The sequence below is a fragment of the Metabacillus idriensis genome (assembly GCF_050483325.1).
In the GTDB taxonomy this organism is placed as follows: domain Bacteria; phylum Bacillota; class Bacilli; order Bacillales; family Bacillaceae; genus Bacillus_P; species Bacillus_P idriensis_A.
In genome coordinates this window covers 42,635-60,651 of the sequence record NZ_JBCMYF010000033.1, presented here as the reverse complement: position 1 = coordinate 60,651, position 18,017 = coordinate 42,635, and the positions used below count along the sequence as shown (strand labels likewise).

Below are 18,017 nucleotides of genomic sequence, written 5' to 3'. Positions count from 1 at the left end.
TCAGCCCTGCGTCAATAATCATAATTCAGCTCGCCGACAGTTGATTGTGTCCGCTTATCAGCAAAAAAGGCATGAAGAAGCTCATTTTCATCGAGCTCAAACAGCTTCTTTCCATTTCGTTCAACAATAATCGGATGCTTGCACCCCCGTCTGAATTTCAGCAGCGTTTGATAGATGGGCTCCCCTTCATCTACAATGATCGGCTCTAATACTCCAGGGTCCTGCTGGTTCCCGTAATATCTCTCGAGCAAAAATCTCATGCTCACAAAACTGCGGTGTTTATATTCCATATATAAAGAATAAATAAGGAAACCTGCTATCACCCAAACGTTAAGCTGCTGGGGGTAAAAAATCAGGAAAAACAGAAGATACAAGGCTAAGGAGCCAGCTGAAACCATAAGCATCGTTCGATGAGCATTCTGATAAGACCGCTTCATTGATACGAGCAAAAACAGCAATTTCCCTCCGTCAAGGGGCCAAATCGGCAATAAGTTGAACAGAAGAATCATGACATTGTAAAAGGTAAATAGCTGATAGGTTTCATAACTAAGAAATCCTGCCGTTTGCAATAGAAAAGCTGCTCCCTGAAGCGGAAGATGCTGCAGAGGTCCTGCGGCAATTGTCAGAAGCTCTTCCTTCAAAGGCCTGTTCCCGTGCTCCTCAACTTCTGCCACACCTCCAAATGGAAGCAGAACAATTGATTTCAGTCTCCAGTTGAAATGTCTGGCTGTCATCGCATGTCCAAGTTCATGTATGAGAATAATGGACAGCAAAATCAGCAGGGACTGAAAGTGAGCCGTCATAATCGAAATCCCCATGATTACCCATAGAATAGGGTGAATATGAATATGCAGAAAAACAGATAAATATTTAGTCAAAGGATATCACCTGAATCGGGTCGATAAATTGATCACCCTTTTTTATAGCGAAATAATATGTCCCTTTTTGGTCTTCTGACGCTTTGATTTTGCCGATTTCTTTTCCGCTTTCCACAAAATCATACAGGGAAACATTCACTTCCTCCAGATTGCCGTACCAGCTCTCGGTTGAATCTGCATGCTGAACGACAACCGTCAAACCAGAGTCTTCTTTATTAGCAATTTCAATAACAACCCCTTCATTCATTGCCTCTACAAGGTTGCTGCTCGTTTCTACCATCACACCCTGGCCATTATCTTCAAATGTCTCAAGCACTTTTCCTGAAGCAGGGGCTGTGAATTCTGCATCTTCAGACTTTGGTGCCTGATCAGAAGTTTTAATCAGGGCAAGCGGGTCGCCAAACTGATCACCGTACCACTTTGAAATCATCGCAAACTGAAATTCCTCTTCAAAGGTACTTGAGACCACACTCTGAACTTTTTCAAATGGAGGCGAATCATTCTTAAAAACGATGGCAGACGCGAGAACTAAACAAGCTCCAATCAACAGTTTAAACATAAAGACATCCGGTTTAAATAATGGGTGGGAGCCGCCTCCGCCTCTTTCAGGATCATACGTGTGAAAAGCGGAGCCTCCATATTTTTCTTCATCATCTGTGTATGTTAGGTCGGGCAGCTGTTTTTGAGGTTTTACCCTCTCAGCTCCTAAATTGCGGTCCCGTTTTCTTTTTGCCATTCTCCTGCGCAAATCATCCGCTCGATTCCCCATTGAAACACCCATCCCCTCGAATCACATTTACTCAATTTTATGCCTTGTCCGTATGGAATATGACAAGCCTGGGATGGTCATCCACGAGTTTTTGAAATGCATCAGCAGTATAATTCATATAAAAAAAGCAATCTCCTAAAATCAGAGATTGCTTTTAATAAAAAGAAAGATAAAATTTTGCTCTCTTAATCTTGAATCCTTATACTCTAACGCCGAAAAAGCGTTTTATTTTTGTAAAGACTCCTGGATTTGCATCTTCTAATGATTGCAGCGGAATCGATTCTCCAAGAATCCGTCGGGCGATGTTCCGGTATGCAATAGAAGCGCGGTTGTTTGAATCCATAGCGATCGGTTCACCATTATTTGAAGCCTTAATGACATCATCATCGTCCGCTACAATTCCGATTAAATCGATCGAAAGATGCGTTACAATCTCATCCACATCAAGCATGTCCCCATTTTTCATTAAATGGTTGCGGATTCGGTTGATGACAAGCTTCGGCGGTTCAATGCCCTCTTCTTTCTCAAGCAAACCGATAATGCGGTCTGCATCACGCACTGCTGATATTTCAGGAGTAGTCACAACGATTGCCTTGTCAGCACCTGCAACAGCGTTTTTAAACCCCTGCTCGATGCCTGCCGGACAATCAATGACAATATAGTCATAGTCTTGCTTAAGCTCATCTACAAGCTTCTTCATCTGTTCAGGATTTACAGCCGATTTATCACTCGTCTGCGCAGCAGGAAGCAAATAGAGCCTGTCTTCAAAGCGTTTATCTTTTACAAGCGCCTGATGAATTTTACAGCGGCCATCCACAACATCCACTAAATCGTAAATGATGCGGTTCTCAAGCCCCATCACAACATCGAGGTTTCGCAGGCCGATGTCTGTATCTATGAGACATACACGTTTTCCTAAAATCGCTAAAGATGTTCCTAAATTAGCAGAAGTCGTTGTTTTGCCAACTCCGCCTTTGCCAGAGGTAATAACGATAGCCTCACCCACGGTCAAATTCCTCCTTCAAACCTTGTCAAGTTAGGTCGTAAATGAGTCAACTGCTGCAGTCGATCAATGATGATTGTTTCACTTTCATCTATGTAAGCACATTCCATCTCGTGCTTTTCTGACTGAATATAATCAGGGGCACGGTTTACGATGTCACAAATTCTGATTTGCGACGGTTTCATCACCGAAGCGGCGATGACAGCCGATTTGTTTCCATTATATCCAGCATGTGCAATGCCTCTAATCGTTCCCATGATAAAAATGTTTCCGCGTGCAATAACAGTGCCGCCCGGGTTAACATCTCCGATCAGGAGCAAATCGCCTTCAACTTTAAGAACCTGTCCGGATCGAATCATTTTAGCAACCGTGACCACCTCTGCTTCTTTTTTCATTTGCAGGGCATGATCTTTTGTCACAACATTGCTTTCGAACGTTTCAACAACCAGATTCCGCTTTTTTTGTATAACAGCTTCAATTTGATCCTGCTGTTTTTTATGAAGCAGACGGTTACCCGCTTTAACGCTAACGGTGATATATGGCCCGTCTTCATGAATGTATTGCTTTAAAGATAACATTTGCTCAAGTTCATTCAGCAGTTCTTCAAAAGAACATGAATCATCGAGATGCAGCGTTAGTCCATCTTTTGTACCTTTTATTGTGACAAATTGCTGTTTCTGAGCCTTCATGACGTTCACCTCAACGACTATACTATTTCGACAGATAGATGCAATCTTCCTCTTTTTTTTATAAGAGAATTTTGATTATTCGGCTGATGATCCAACATGTCTGCCGCAGCGATAGCCGTTTTCCAGAATGTGATTCATCAATAATCGCTAGTCATCCAGATAATCACTTTTGATTCTCGATATAAAGCGGCTCATTGGATAAATCAGGACAACAGCCCCGACCGAATTTGCAGCCAATGTAGGCAAAAGCCTGAGATTAGTAAAATCATAGAATGACAAATTGGAGTAGCCGATCAGCATTTGAATGCCATATGAGTAAAATTCCAAAAGTGTAACAGCAAGCAAAGACAAGAAAAGCACAACGAGCATATTTCCCTGCAGTGCTTTTAAAGCTTTTGAAATTAAGTAAGCGAATAACGGATAGGCAAATAAGTAAATACCAAGTATTTCTGTATACACAATATCATGCAGGAGTCCAAAAACCAGTCCGTAAATCAGCCCTAATTTTTGACTGTGATAAGCTGTGATAAAAACGATTGAGAGCATAACAAAGCGCGGAATGATGACCTGGTCCTCATTTGTAAATGGAAGCTCAATCAGGTCAACAAATGTGCTTTCGGAAATAAAAATAAATAAGATCAAAAGAGGAAGGAGAATGCGGTTCATTATTCTTCCTCCTCCTCTGGATCCATATTATCGATATCAATCGTTTCTTTCACTCGATCTGTAACAAAAACACGGTCAATATCATAAAGATCAGCTTCAGGCTTAATGTAGGCCATTTGCGAGAGTCCGTATGAATCAGGCTCTACTTCCAGAACTTCCCCAATGACAAGGCCTTCGGGAAAGATTCCGCTGCTTCCGGAGGTGACCACCTTCTGCCCTTTTTCGATCTTGACATCAGATTCAATTTTTTTTAGGAGCAGCGCTTTTTTCTTCTCATCATATCCTTCGATCAATCCGAAAATATTTGGCTGCCCTTCTTTGCCCTGTATTTCAGCTGCAATCCGGTTTTTACGGTCCGGAGAGCTTAATAGCTGAACGGTAGAATTGAATTTGGACGTATTTTTTATTTTTCCGATTAATCCTTTATCCGTAATAACGGCCATGTCCTTTTGGATGCCGTGCTGTGATCCCTTATCAATCGTAATCAAGTCAAACCAGCGGCCAGGATCCGGATTTCTTGCAATTAGAGTGGCTACGATTGGATTATATTTCCGAAGCGATTCTTCTGCACCGATTTCAGCCCGGAGCTTTTCGTTATCCCGTTTCAGCTCTTGAAGCTCGGTCTCTATTTTCATATGCTCGTCAATTTTGCTTTTAAGCAATTTATTTTCTTCATATGTATTTTTCAAATCGCCGACATTCTCAAAGAAGCCCGCTACATATTGTGCGGGCTTATGAAAAACAGTTTGGAATAGTCCTGTTGAATCTTTTACAAATTGTTCCGGCCATGTTAGCTGTCTGTCTTCTTTTAAAGAATACCCAATCAATGCCACTAAAAAGATGATACTGACCAGCAACAAGATAAGACGTTTATTCAAGAAAAACTGTGGCATGTGACTTTTACACCCTCTTAATGTTTATTTCACAATTAGCGGCTGTCTCTTGCTTTTGTTTTGAACAAATGAATATGCTCAAGAGCTTTCCCTGTACCGATTGCAACACAATCAAGCGGGTTTTCTGCAATTAAAACAGGCATATTTGTTTCTTCGCTGATCACTTTATCGATGTTGCGAAGCAAAGCTCCGCCTCCAGTAAGAACAATGCCGCGGTCCATAATATCCGCCGCAAGCTCAGGCGGTGTTTTTTCAAGTGTATTTTTTACAGAATCAACAATCGAATTGACCGTATCACGCAAAGCTTCTGCAATTTCTTTAGCGGTAATTTCAATTGTTTTTGGAAGTCCTGTCAGCAGATCGCGGCCGCGAATGTCCATATTATCGACACCTTCAGCAGACCCTGCAGAACCAATTTCCATTTTAATAGATTCTGAAGTACGGTCGCCGATCATTAAGTTATATGTTTTGCGGATATAGTTGACAATAGCATCGTCCATTTCGTCACCGGCAACGCGGATAGACTGTGACGTAACGATTCCTCCAAGAGAAATAATCGCCACTTCTGTCGTGCCTCCGCCAATATCAACAACCATGCTTCCAGTCGGTTCCCAAACAGGAAGATTCGCACCGATTGCAGCTGCAAACGGCTCTTCAATCGTATAAGCATCACGTGCGCCTGCTTGTCTTGTCGCATCAATAACTGCTCGCTCTTCTACTGCTGTAATGCCGGAAGGAACACAGACCATAACATAAGGCTTGCTTGCGAAAACACCTTTACCTTTTGTTGCTTGTTTTATGTAATACTTCATCATTGATGCGGTTGTTTCATAATCGGCAATGACGCCGTCTTTCATCGGACGGAGCGCCACAACATTTCCCGGTGTGCGTCCAATCATATTTTTTGCGTCGTTTCCTACTGCTACGATGGACTTAGTGTCTGTCTGCATCGCTACTACAGAAGGCTCACGAACCACAATTCCTTTTCCTTTAACGAAAACAAGGGTATTTGCTGTACCCAAATCTATACCAAGGTCTCTTGTCCCAATTCCAAACATCAGATGTATCTCCCTTTCTAAAAACCGAATTACTTTCTACTATTTATTTTCACATGGTCATATGAGAACTAAAAAAACTCATAAACATTATTATAGCGTAATTACGCAAAAATAAAAGTGTTACAAATATCCTTTTTCTTTTAAACTCACATATTTTTGTTCACCGATAATAAGATGGTCCAAAAGCTCTATCCCTAACATTTTACCACACTCTGTTAACCTTTTTGTGACTTCGATGTCTTCGCGGCTTGGAGTAGGGTCTCCCGAGGGGTGATTATGGATGCAGATAATCGAAGCTGCCGAGCGTTTCAGAGCTTCTTTATACACTTCGCGGGGATGGACAATCGAGGCATTCAGGCTGCCGATAAAAACCGTTTGTTTGTGAAGCACTTGGTTTTTCGTATTTAAATAGAGGCAAACGAAATGCTCCTGTGATAAAAACCGCATTTCTTCCATTACATAATTGGCACCATCTTGAGGAGACTTGATGACATATCTGTCTTCATAAGTGAGGCGGTTGATTCTTCTGCCCAATTCAAGAGCTGCGAGAATCTGCACGGCCTTCGCTTCCCCTATTCCAGAGATGCTTGTCAGTTCCCCAACCGATGCTTCTTTAAGATACCTTAAACCCTCAAAGTGAGTGAGGAGTCTGTTTGAAAGCTGCAGAACAGATTCCTTTTTTGAACCTGTTCTAAGCAAAATAGCAAGCAGCTCGTGATTTGCAAGACTTTCAGGACCGTCGTTGATCAATCGTTCACGCGGCCTGTCTTCTTCAGGGAAATCATGGATTTTTAAAGCTTCCAATCGTCGTCTCCTCCTATTTCCCTCTCTGCTTCATCCTTTACTTAAGCGAAAATCCTGCTTTCTTCAGCTCTTTGACCGTGCGTGCGACAGGCAATCCCACAACAGAAAAATAGTCACCTTTTATTTCTTTTACAAAGAGGGAACCGAGCTCTTGAATTCCATAGGATCCCGCTTTATCCATCGGCTCCTCTGTTTCGATGTAATCTTCAATCTCTTCATCTGTAATCGTCCAGAAAGTAACATCTGTCTGTTCATAAAACAGGATTTTTTCGTTTTCAAAAAGAATGGCAACTCCCGTTAAAACCTGGTGAGTATTGCCTGATAATTTAGTCAGCATCCGCTTTGCTTCTTCAGTATTGGCCGGCTTCCCTAAAACTTCTCCATCATATACAACAATGGTATCTGCTCCAAGAACAAATGATTCATTAAAACGGTCTGCAACGGCTGCAGCTTTTTGCTCTGCAAGCGACATCACAACCTCAGAAGGCGGAAGCTTCGGATCCACAACTTCTTCTACATCACTGATTACAACTGTAAAAGGCACACGAACATTCTCAAGCAGTTCTTTTCTGCGCGGAGAACCTGATGCCAAAATAAGGTGCTGCTCCATCCTTCAACATCCTTTCATTCGGTTTAAAAGGGAGATACACTCGTATCGTAGCAAACACTGAAGGGATACACAAATAGGAAAAATCCGATTTTGCAGAATAAATGGGCAAGCGCGAAAGCCCGCTTGTTTTTATTTATAGGGGAGGTTATCCATGGGAATCTTACCCTCCCATATCGTTATTCGGTTTCGCGGGGTAGGATTCAACTTGCCAGTGAAGGATTACACATATAAATTCTGATACAAGATCAAAAGCGCAAGCACCTTGGTCAGATCACAGCAAAGCCCTGGTCCCGACTTTTTGGGCGGATTCATTTTGCAATGATCTAGGCGCTTACGCTTGCCGCAGATAACATTATTTACTTCACCGCAACTTTCGCAAAACAATAAAAAAAGATTGCCCTAAAAATTAGGACAATCCTCATTTTAAAGTCAGCAAGAGATCCATAAGCTTCTGCTGGGCGGCCCACCCTGTTTTATCGGTTACATCTTCTTTTAGAAGCTTGGAAACATCAGTCAGCTCTTTTTTGACAGCTGCAAGATTTTCATCTTTCGGTTTGAGCTTGTTCAGTTCTGCCGCAATCGCATCAGCTTCAGACTCAATTCCATCTGTCTGACCTGCAGCAGCAGAGGAAGATAAAGTTACTAACGATTTAAAATGATTGATAAGGGCACTTGCATCTTCACTTGTTTTCATTGAAAAAACAGCACTTTTCCCGCTCCATGGTTCAATGGCGCTCGTTTTGTACACATTGCTTAACCCATCTGTTTCCTGTTTGGCATTTCCGACGCCGCCATACACAAAGTATGATCCCTCTTCTTCAACGGCTATTGCAGGGAACCCTTTGCTTTTTAGCTCAGAAGCTGTAGTTTTTGCCCCGTCCTCCGTTGAAAACTTTCCGATTTGAGCGAAGAACAGCTGAAAATCAGCTGAAGCTTCCCCTGAACCTGCCGCGCCATCCTTAGAATCCGGTTGGGAGGATGCTTGCTCTGTCTCAGCGCCAGCCTGCTGCAGGGCTGCCGGCAAATCCTCATTTGAAATAAAATTCAGTGCAACAAATCCAAAGCTCACTCCGAGCACGATTGCAAGAATGATGGTAACCGCATATTGTTTAAATGGATAGGTGCTGAGCGAATTCTTTCTGCCTATGCCGAAGTATGGGGACACTTTCCCCTTTGACGATGATTTTTTAGCAGTAACTACTTTTGGATCATCCTGAAATACTTCACCGTCATCCTCAGGCAAAACCCAAGAAAATTCATCCTCTTTCTCTGCACCAGAAGCGGCAACTTCTTTCTCAGCCAGCACTTTCTCATCCCAGCTCAGAACAGGAAAATCCAGAGATGCCTCATCATGTTCGGTTTCTTCCGGTTTCTTTTTCGGCTGCTTCACGCTCTTCAGTTTGCGTTCTTCCCCATTAATCTTGATCTTAATTGCATTAGCCTGCTGCTTGTCCAATTCAACACCGCCTATCTGAAACGATTCTCGTATCTGAATTCCATGCTAGCATATGAAAATAAAAAAAGAACAAGACATTTGTCGTCTTGTTCAGAAAGGTTTTCGTCAAATAAACACTCTATTCGCCATCTTTTTCCTTTACGAGGGAAGTATTCAGGGGATTGAGCTTGCCTTCAGGCTCCGGGGCTGCTACCTTCGGGGTTTCACCCTCAAGGTCCGGAAGGTTGTCCATGTAAAAAGCAGAGACTTGCAGAGTATATTTCAGCGGCTCAGCCTCTTGATCGAGTGACGTAAGTTCTTTTACCCCATTAAAAGTCAGCAGATCCACTTTCGAAACACGCTGCTGATTTTCAAGCTCAGCAATAAACGCCTCCATATCAAAATAGTGGCTTGACGTCACTTCAAGGGAAATGAGAATTCGCTTTAGCCCCTCAGGTGCTGCAGGCAGCTCAGCCGTCCCCTGCGCATTTACAGGCTGTGCAGACGCTGCGTCCGCTGATTCTGACGGCACCTCTGAATTTCCAGATTGATCTGCCGGAGCCTCTGGACTTTCAGCTTCCGCTTGTGCCGGTGGCGGAAGCAATGCATCTTCGCTTTCTGCAAACGTCATGCTTTCAATTTTACTGTTTGAAACAGTCTCCGCCTTTTCAAGATCGAGCACAAGCTGTTCCACCATCGGGGAAACCGGGACTTTTCGCTGTAATTCTACAGAATGAACAGGCGCCTTCGTTTCTGTCGAAGGATTTTCAGCTAAAGTTCCGATTTGGCTCTGATACATATCTTTTGAAGTCTGCAGCGTGCTGATTTCTTCCTTAACAGGCTTTATAAAGAGATGGTAAGCACCAAAATAAAGCAACCCGAGAGTGACGACTGCTGCAAGCAGAACAATGAGATGTTTTTTATGAAGATGAATCGTCATCAGCTGCTTCCCCGCTCTCTGCTTGTAAATAATCCGGATTCAATTTAAGCATATACTGTGCTTCTGACCGTGGAAGCTCATTGGATTCTTCTTCCGGCGTCTCTGTTCCCTCTTCTTTAACAGCGGCAATACTGATTAGTTCGGCACTAGTGAAAAAAGAAGATTCTTTTAATCTCGCAAGATAGTACGCAGCCTCGCGGTTTGTATCAAATTGAACGGAAAGCGTCAGCTCTCCTGCATCATTGTAAGAGAAGGTTTTAAAGAAGCCCCGTTCAGGAAGCTTGCCTGCAAGCTCTTTTACAGCCGGAACAGAATCGAGCGACACACCGTCTGCATACTCAACAGCACTTTGAAGAGCGGAAACAGAAGAGCTGGAACTGCTTTCTGTTCCTTTCTCAGCCGCGAGCCGCTCATACTCTGATTCAAGTGCCGCAACCCGCATTTTCACTTCTGCTTTTTCTCCATTGGCAGAAGTAAATTGAATGATAAAAAGCCCCGCAAAGACGACTGCGATAAAAGCAAGCAGAATATAGAGAGTGGCATTGGCCACATTCCTGGGATCTTTTTTCGGCAGTAAATTAATATCAGCCAGCATTTAACGCACCTCTTTTAATGCCAGACCGGCAGTCAGATAAAACGAAGCAGGCAGCGGAGATTTATTCGAAATTTCAGCTTGCGCATTCTTTAATGAATCAACAGGATAGTCATATCGTTCAATCAGAAGCCGCTCTGCTTCCTGGAGCAGCGGGTGATCACCCGTCAGGATAAAGGATGAAACTTCATCATTTCCCTGATTCAGTGAAAATCTGTAAAAATTGAGGACATGGTCGATTTCCTTTATGATTTCATTCACTTGGAGTCTGAAGTCATCTTGTGTTATGCTCCCGCTCATTTTGTCAGATTCACGGATACTCTTCTCTACCTCTAGGTTGCGCATAAACACAGGCTGCTCATGCTGAAAAATGCTGAGGTTTACGCCTGACAGATCATACTGAATGAGCATGACAGAGGACGCATGATCCACTTTTGTCTTTTGATTCAAATAAAAACGGTACTGGCAAAGGGGAGAGATATCGGCAGCATCCGGTTTCAGGCCTGCACTTTCAAACAGGTCGGAATAGCTTCTCACAAGCTCTTCGCTCGAAGCAAACAGCAGCAGGTGAAGCTCTTTTTCCGTTCTACCAGTCACGATAAAATCAAAAACAGCCTCATCAAAAGGCAGATGAATCGACGAACCGATTTCAATATAGAGATGCCCGCGAATCTCATCGTCTATTAAATCGCCGGGGACAGTCACCTTCCGGATCACTACATGGGAATCAGGAACCGTAAACCTGATTTTCCTGCCTTTAATGCCCCATTCCCTCACACACTCATCCAGTATGAGTGAAAGGGTGTCAAAATCCTGGATGACCCCTCCGCGGACAAGTCCTTCTGGAAGCAGGCGCTCTTCGCACATCCCCATAATCAATGGTTCTGCCTGCTTCAATTCCGCATAGCGGATGGCATCATCTTTAATCGTAAAATTTCCTGTCTTTTTGCTGAAACGAAATCCCGAAAGCCTCAATATGCTCCCTCCTTTCCTAATAACCGATCAAACGGATATACCAGTCTATTAATTGTTCCCCGAAAAAGTAGGCTGCAAGAGTCCCCGCCATAATGAAAGGACCGAACGGCATCGGTTCCTTCCGCTTTGCTTTGCCAAGAAGCATCGCAATCCCTCCGGCAATCGAACCCGCCAGGCACGAAAGGAAGAAGGCCAAAAGAACAAGTTTCCATCCAAGCACAATGCCAAGAACGGCAAAAAGCTTGATATCGCCGCCGCCCATGCCTTTGCCCCTTGTCACGAAAGCAATCGCATAAAGCAGCGAAAACCCGGCTGCAGCGCCTGCAAGCGGATCCCACCAAGGCGAAAGCGGAATCAAGATTCTTTCAAGAGCCAAAAGCCCGCCGAAAAACAGCAGCACTTTATCAGGAATCACCATGTATTTCACATCAGACACAAAAATAATCATAAACAGCGAAATCAGCGTCAGGGCAACAGCCAGTTCACCTGTCCACCCCAAAAGCAAAGCCGCCGCTGCAAAAAGCAGCGCCGTCATCGCCTCCACAAACGGATACAGCGGAGAAATGGAGGCTTTGCACTTTTTGCACTTACCGCCCTGTAAAACATAAGAAACAACAGGAATAAGCTCGCCTGCTGTTAATGTATGTCCGCACCCCGGACACGCGGAACGGGGTGCGACTATGGATTGTTTCATTGGAACGCGGAGGCCGACTACGTTGTAGAAAGAGCCTAGTAGGAGGCCGTTGGTAATTACATATATTAATAAAAACATTTTATCAATTTAGATTAGCTTTGATTTCTGCTTCAGTGGCACCATCTGTATCAGTAAAAGCACTGATGCTAGTAATACTATTGATTTTGTGTCCCGTTATAGAATAAGTAAATTTCCCATTAGTTTCTGTTACTTTAACGGTAAAGTTAGATGAAGTATCAAGGTATTTATCAAAACCTGCAGTGCTTTTTGTAATTGTAAGAGCGTTCGAAGTGAATGCTGGTTCATCATTCGTTACGTATAATTTAGCAGCATCAATAATTTGAGATGCTTCAGTGATTATTGCATCTTGTTTTGAGCTTTTAATTATGCCGCTTATACTCGGCACAGCAATAGCGGCAATAATCCCCAAAATCACAACAACAGCAAGCAATTCGATCAGTGTTAATCCCCGTTCGTTTTTCAGCATTTTTTTAAACATGTCTCTTTCTCCTTATCTAGTAAATTAGAAGTATAGGTCTTTATGTTTAGTCTATCGTCATTATAGCATACAAAATTGGGTTTTACTGCTAATTTTTCTCGAAAATTAATTAATTTTGTTGAAAATATCAAACATAGGTACTAGGATGGAAGTCACTACCACACCGACAATTCCTGCAAGAAAGACGATCATCAGCGGTTCGATCAGGGACTTCAGTCTGTCTGTCGCCTGCTCGACCTCATCTTCGTAGAAATCTGCGACTTTTGAGAGCATTTCATCGAGTGAGCCCGTTTCTTCTCCGATTGCGATCATCTGTGTGACGAGCGGAGGGAATACCCAGTGGTCTCTCATAGGCTCCGTCAGTGAATGTCCTTTTTCAAGCGCGTTTCTTGAGTCCTTCAGCACCCGGCTGATGACCTCGTTTTCAACGATACTTTCTACAATGGAAATCGCCTGCAGGATCGGCACAGAGCTTGAAAACAGCGAGCTGAGTGTTCTCGTCATTCTTGCCAGCGCTGCCTTTTGCAGCATTTTGCCGAATATCGGCATTCTCAGAACAGCGGCATCCAAATAGTATTTTGATGAAGGCTGTGATTTCATAGCTGCAATCCCGGCAAAGAACAGAAGGATGAAAAGAATGACAAGCCACCAAAACGACTGCATCCATCCACTCGCTCCGAGTACAAACCTAGTAATCAGGGGCAGTTCGGCTCCGAAATCCTGGAACATATCAACAAACGTCGGCACAACAGCCACTAATAGAAAAATAACGACCGCAATGGCCACAACTCCGACAACCGCAGGATAGGCAAGCGCGGAAATGATTTTCTGTTTTGTTTTATGCTGTTTTTCATAATGCAGGGCAAGCCGGTCAAGGGTTTCGTCCATGTTACCGGCTGCTTCGCCGGCCTTGACCATGTTCGTAAACATATTGGAGAAGATTTTTTTATGTTTAGCCGCTGCAGCAGACAGCGGATTCCCTGACCTGAGCTCTTCTTCAACGTCAAAAAGCGTTTTCCCTAAAGCTTTGCTTTCTGTTTGTCTGGCAAGAATATTCGTCGCATCCACGACAGAAATTCCCGCTTTGAGCAGAGTCGAAAACTGCCGCAGGTAGATGACAAAGTCCTGAAGCTTCACAGGGTTGCCTAAGCTGATTTCCTTTGTCAAAAAGGTTTCCTGCAGCTCTTCAATCTTTGTAATCCGAAGGCCTTTTTCCTGCAGCTTCACAATGACATCCCTTTTTGAAGTACCGGCGATTACACCGCTTGTCTGGCCTGTTTTTCCCCGTCCTTCATATTTAAACCGCGCCATTATCGCATCGTCTCCTGTAAGTATGGTTCTGCCATTTCCCTTAAAATGACGCCCGATTGAATAAGCTCTCTTATCGACCCTTCAAGTGTCATCATCCCCTGATTACGGCTCGTTTGAAGTATATTGGGAATCTGGTGGATTTTTTCATTCCGGATCAGGTTTGCAATGGCCGGGTTATTCACAAGAATTTCCGTTGCCGCTCTTCTCCCTCTAAAGTCCGAAGTCTGAAAAAGACGCTGGGACAAAATACCGGTTAAAACGGAGGCAAGCTGAATTCTTACCTGCGCCTGCTGGTTTGGAGGGAAAACATCAATGATTCTGTCAATGGTGGCATGAGCGCTTGAAGTATGAAGAGTCCCAAGGACAAGATGGCCTGTTTCAGCAGCGGTAATCGCTGTATGGACAGTCTCCAAATCTCTCATTTCCCCGACAAGGATAACATCCGGGTCCTGCCTGAGCGCTGCCCTCAGACCGTTGGCAAAGTTCAATGTATCAAACCCCACTTCTCTTTGGTCAATGATGCAGGATCCGTGCTTATGAAGATATTCAATCGGATCTTCAAGAGTAATAATGTGCTTTCTGGCTGACTGGTTCATATGATGAATCATTGCTGCAAGTGTTGTAGATTTTCCGCTTCCAGTCGGTCCTGTTACTAAAATAAGCCCCTGGGGTTTATGGGAAAGTGTCTTCAGCACATCCGGTAGGTGCAGGTCTTCAAGAGTCGGGATGGACGTCGGTATAATCCGGACGGCAAGCGCTGTACAGGAGCGCTGCTTGTAGGCATTTATTCTGAATCTCGATACACCGGCTATCCCGTAGGAGAAGTCAAGCTCTCCTTTTTCCTGAAACTTTTCCCACATCGCCGGCGGAAGAATGGACCTTGCCATTTCCTCTGTATCCTCCGGCACTAGAACCATATCGCTGTAGCTTCTCAGTTCCCCATTCACTCTCAGCATAGGAGCAATTCCGACTGTCAAGTGAATATCGGATGCTCTCAGTTCAAACGCAGCTCTCATGATTTCTTCAAGTTTCAATTTCATCTTCATCACTCCGATAAGGCTACGCGCAAAATTTCTTCTGTCGTCGTCAGCCCCTGTTTCACTTTCAGCAGGCCGTCATCAATCAAGAAGAGCGTTCTGTTTTTAACAGCAAGATCACGTATAGCGGAGAAGGATTCTCCGTTCATAATGACTTTTTTCATTTCATCTGTCACAACAAGCAGTTCATGGATGGCAAGGCGGCCTTTATACCCCGTCATGTTGCATGTTCCGCAGCCTCTTCCTCTGACAATGGATTCAACCGTCATGCCGCGTTTGGCGAAAATCTCTTTTTCCCGGACAGTCGGCTGAACCGTTTCAGCACAGTCGCGGCAAACTTTTCGGACAAGCCTCTGGGCAACTACCCCGGAAAGCGATGTAGCCACGAGAAACGGCTCTACTCCCATATCAATCAGGCGGGTAATGGTGCCGACCGAGTCATTCGTATGAAGTGTGCTGAGAACAAGGTGACCTGTGAGCGACGCCCGTATAGCAACCTCAGCCGTCTCTTTATCACGGATCTCTCCGACCATAATGATATTCGGATCCTGCCTCAGGATAGAGCGAAGTCCTTTTGCAAATGTCATGCCGACAGTCTGATTCACCTGAATCTGATTGATGCCTTCAAGCTGGTATTCAACCGGATCTTCAATTGTAATAATGTTGACCTCTTCAGAATTCAGCTTGTTCAAAGCTGCATAGAGCGTCGACGATTTCCCTGAACCGGTCGGGCCGGTAATCAGCACAATTCCGGACGGCCGTTCAATCAGCTGTGAGAAGCGCTCCAGATTCATTTGATGGAAGCCAAGCTGCGTCATGTCATTTAATGCACTGCTCAAATCAAGCACCCGCAGAACAATCTTTTCCCCGTAGACGGTCGGCAGTGTGGCAACACGCAGATCAATCGGATGAAAATCAAGCGTCAGTTTAATCCTTCCGTCCTGAGGAACGCGCTGCTCTGTAATATCGAGATTGGACATGATTTTGATTCTTGCCGTAAGAACACTCTGCATGTGTTTTGGAAGGACCCGCTCCGTTTTCAGGACGCCGTCTATTCTGTAGCGCACTGCAATCTTTGTCTCCTGAGGATCTATATGAATATCGCTCGCCCGCTGCTGAACGGCATTTTGCAGCAGCTGATTGACAAGCCTCACAATCGGCGAATCCGCATCCGCAGCTTTCTCATCCTGCACCGTTTCCTGCGGCGCACCGATCAGCTGATCAATGTCTTCTTCCATATCAAAATATTTTGTAATGGTTCTTAATATATCATCCTTCGTGGCAATGGCCGGCTCTACCTGAAAGCCTGTGGAAAGCCTCAAGTCCTCAATTGCATAGTAATCCATCGGATCTGCCATTGCGACGTACAGCTTGTCCCCTTCTTTTTTCAGAGGAATCATATAATTGCGTTTGGCCGTTTCCTTCGGAATTAAGGTGAAAAGCTTCGTATCGAAGGGATACCTGAACAAACTTACGTGGGGAATGCCAAGCTGAAATTCAAGCACCTCTATCAGCTGCTGCTCTGTAATGTAGCCGCGCTGCAGGAGCGCATCCCCAAGCTTTTGACGTTCGCTTTTTTCTTTCAGCGTTACCTTCAGCTGCTCATCTGTAATCAGTCCTGTTTCTACAAGAAGATCTCCGAGCCTTTTCCGCGTCTGCTTCACAGTGCTATTCATCCCCTTTCTCAAATGCCGGTTCTTCCCACAGCTCCTGATCTCGATCGCCTTCGGCCGGAGGATTATTTCCAGGCTGATTCTCTGATGAAGGGTTCACCGTATTGACCTCAGGTTTGTTTTGAACAGCCCCTGCTTCCGGCTGAACGGCTCCTTCAGCCTCACCCTGAACGGATTCCTGCTGTTCTGACTTCAGCGCTTTTACTTCCACTCTGTGAACAGGTGCGTAAAAGTCGTCTGAAATCAGGGTGCTTGATAAAATGTTTCCGTTACTGTCAAGCTCATTCCGGTACACTTCAGCCGACTGGCCGTTTCTGCCTTCCTCTTTTACTCTCGTTGTATCATGATCAAGAGCCGAATCATATTGAATGATGGTTTTAGGCTTAAAACTTTTTTCACTTTCCATTGTTAAGCTGTACGTATTCTCAAAGGCAGCTCCTTCAAGACTGATGTTCAGAGATGATTCGTCCTGAACAAGCTTCAGTTCATACGCGGCATCGTTCGGGTTGTAGAAGACAAGGTCCTGCTTCCCTTTTATAAATGCAGCTTCTTTTCCAAGCTCTGCATAAGCCGGCAGTTCTGCACTTATGTGGCGTTCAAGAATGTCAAAGTTCGTTAGAAGGATTGTCTGATAGATTCCTGTCGCCATCCGGCTCAAAGCGGCATCATCCAGCTGAAGAAGAAACTCTTCTAGATAAGCTTCCAATGAAAAAGTTTCAAGGGGTTTTATCTGGATGACAGCCGGCTGCAGGAGCACAGCCGAATCCGCAGGAAGCTCAGATCCTGCAAGCAGCGTTTTAGGAAGCTTTTCTTTTAAAAGGTAATTATTAATAGACAGAGTGAAAATCCCCTCCGTCAATTCGGATGCTGCAAGCTCAATTTCCGCTGCAAGTGCTTTTTGATCAACTGCCCCGAACGTGTCGGCACTGAGCTCATTTTCAAGAAAAGTGGTAAGAGCTTTTTCATCAACTGCGGCTATCAGCCTGTTCGTTTTATTGGCAACAGCAAGCTCTGCTGTTTTATTCACATCGAATGTTACAAGATTCAAATCAAGACCAAGCTCCCGGTCTGCCTGAAGAAAATAAAAGCTGTTTTCTTTCCACGCGGCAACAGCCTGATTCAGCTTCTCTTCCGCTTCTTCCTTTGTTAAACCGGATAGTACATTTCCTCCAGCCATGACACCTTCCGGAACCGTTTTTTCATTAAAAAGCGCCCCATACGCTTTCACTCCGAAAAAAGAAAATCCAAAGAGAATAAAAACACATCCGAACAAAACAAGAAACACTTTCCTTTTTGATGCTGTACCCACTTCATGCCCCCCTTTGTCACAACACACTCTCTACTAGTTAAATAAACCTAAGTAATTCGAATTATTTATTTCCAAATACTAGACAAAAATCGACTAGTTTTATTGTATAATAGCTTTATTCAGATGAAAAGAAAGATTTTCCTTCAAATCCATAAATTATAAGAGAAAGTACGGGGATGCCT

The 18,017-nt window shown here is 44.2% G+C and carries 19 protein-coding genes; all 19 read right to left on the bottom strand.

Annotated features, from left to right (window positions below):
* Positions 1-11: 11 nt before the first annotated feature.
* On the bottom strand, positions 12-878 hold the full coding sequence (locus ABEQ24_RS19515; protein ID WP_430008355.1) for a M50 family metallopeptidase: 867 nt from the start codon (positions 876-878) through the stop codon (positions 12-14).
* Positions 871-1,647: a peptidoglycan DD-metalloendopeptidase family protein gene (locus tag ABEQ24_RS19510; protein ID WP_430008354.1), complete on the bottom strand. Its 777-nt coding sequence runs from the start codon at positions 1,645-1,647 to the stop codon at positions 871-873. The genes ABEQ24_RS19515 and ABEQ24_RS19510 overlap by 8 nt, the downstream gene beginning before the upstream one ends.
* Positions 1,648-1,846: 199 nt before the next feature.
* On the bottom strand, positions 1,847-2,653 hold the full coding sequence (minD, locus tag ABEQ24_RS19505) for a septum site-determining protein MinD (protein WP_070879458.1): 807 nt from the start codon (positions 2,651-2,653) through the stop codon (positions 1,847-1,849).
* Positions 2,654-2,655: 2 nt separating this feature from the next.
* On the bottom strand, positions 2,656-3,339 hold the full coding sequence (minC, locus tag ABEQ24_RS19500) for a septum site-determining protein MinC (RefSeq protein ID WP_430008353.1): 684 nt from the start codon (positions 3,337-3,339) through the stop codon (positions 2,656-2,658).
* Between the two features lie 147 nt (positions 3,340-3,486).
* Positions 3,487-4,005, bottom strand: coding sequence for a rod shape-determining protein MreD (gene mreD / locus ABEQ24_RS19495; RefSeq protein WP_430008352.1), 519 nt, complete (start codon positions 4,003-4,005; stop codon positions 3,487-3,489).
* On the bottom strand, positions 4,005-4,898 hold the full coding sequence (gene mreC / locus ABEQ24_RS19490; RefSeq protein WP_430008351.1) for a rod shape-determining protein MreC: 894 nt from the start codon (positions 4,896-4,898) through the stop codon (positions 4,005-4,007). Before mreC ends, mreD begins: the two co-directional genes overlap by 1 nt.
* Before the next feature lie 35 nt (positions 4,899-4,933).
* Positions 4,934-5,956, bottom strand: a complete 1,023-nt coding sequence (locus tag ABEQ24_RS19485) for a rod shape-determining protein (RefSeq protein ID WP_070879454.1) — start codon at positions 5,954-5,956, stop codon at positions 4,934-4,936.
* 120 nt (positions 5,957-6,076) lie between these two features.
* Positions 6,077-6,760 (bottom strand): RadC family protein, encoded by a 684-nt coding sequence (gene radC, locus ABEQ24_RS19480; protein ID WP_430008350.1) that lies wholly within the window; start codon positions 6,758-6,760, stop codon positions 6,077-6,079.
* A gap of 37 nt (positions 6,761-6,797) precedes the next feature.
* Positions 6,798-7,370 (bottom strand): Maf family protein, encoded by a 573-nt coding sequence (locus ABEQ24_RS19475; RefSeq protein ID WP_430008349.1) that lies wholly within the window; start codon positions 7,368-7,370, stop codon positions 6,798-6,800.
* A 418-nt stretch (positions 7,371-7,788) separates the two neighbouring features.
* Positions 7,789-8,826 (bottom strand): hypothetical protein, encoded by a 1,038-nt coding sequence (locus ABEQ24_RS19470; RefSeq protein ID WP_430008348.1) that lies wholly within the window; start codon positions 8,824-8,826, stop codon positions 7,789-7,791.
* A 118-nt stretch (positions 8,827-8,944) separates the two neighbouring features.
* Positions 8,945-9,745, bottom strand: coding sequence for a hypothetical protein (locus tag ABEQ24_RS19465; RefSeq protein ID WP_430008347.1), 801 nt, complete (start codon positions 9,743-9,745; stop codon positions 8,945-8,947).
* Positions 9,726-10,340: a PilN domain-containing protein gene (locus tag ABEQ24_RS19460; RefSeq protein WP_430008346.1), complete on the bottom strand. Its 615-nt coding sequence runs from the start codon at positions 10,338-10,340 to the stop codon at positions 9,726-9,728. The genes ABEQ24_RS19465 and ABEQ24_RS19460 overlap by 20 nt, the downstream gene beginning before the upstream one ends.
* Positions 10,341-11,312, bottom strand: a complete 972-nt coding sequence (pilM, locus tag ABEQ24_RS19455; RefSeq protein ID WP_430008345.1) for a type IV pilus biogenesis protein PilM — start codon at positions 11,310-11,312, stop codon at positions 10,341-10,343.
* 16 nt (positions 11,313-11,328) lie between these two features.
* Positions 11,329-12,084 carry a prepilin peptidase gene (locus tag ABEQ24_RS19450; RefSeq protein ID WP_430008344.1) on the bottom strand — a complete coding sequence of 252 codons (756 nt, stop codon included), beginning with the start codon at positions 12,082-12,084 and terminating at the stop codon, positions 11,329-11,331.
* Positions 12,085-12,088: 4 nt separating this feature from the next.
* Positions 12,089-12,505 (bottom strand): type IV pilin protein, encoded by a 417-nt coding sequence (locus tag ABEQ24_RS19445; protein ID WP_430008343.1) that lies wholly within the window; start codon positions 12,503-12,505, stop codon positions 12,089-12,091.
* 105 nt (positions 12,506-12,610) lie between these two features.
* Positions 12,611-13,816, bottom strand: coding sequence for a type II secretion system F family protein (locus ABEQ24_RS19440; protein WP_430008342.1), 1,206 nt, complete (start codon positions 13,814-13,816; stop codon positions 12,611-12,613).
* Entirely contained in the window at positions 13,816-14,856 is a 1,041-nt protein-coding gene (locus ABEQ24_RS19435; RefSeq protein WP_430008341.1) for a type IV pilus twitching motility protein PilT, read from the bottom strand. The genes ABEQ24_RS19440 and ABEQ24_RS19435 overlap by 1 nt, the downstream gene beginning before the upstream one ends.
* A gap of 5 nt (positions 14,857-14,861) precedes the next feature.
* On the bottom strand, positions 14,862-16,529 hold the full coding sequence (locus tag ABEQ24_RS19430; protein WP_430008340.1) for a GspE/PulE family protein: 1,668 nt from the start codon (positions 16,527-16,529) through the stop codon (positions 14,862-14,864).
* Entirely contained in the window at positions 16,522-17,835 is a 1,314-nt protein-coding gene (locus ABEQ24_RS19425) for a G5 domain-containing protein (RefSeq protein WP_430008339.1), read from the bottom strand. The genes ABEQ24_RS19430 and ABEQ24_RS19425 overlap by 8 nt, the downstream gene beginning before the upstream one ends.
* Positions 17,836-18,017: the final 182 nt, after the last annotated feature.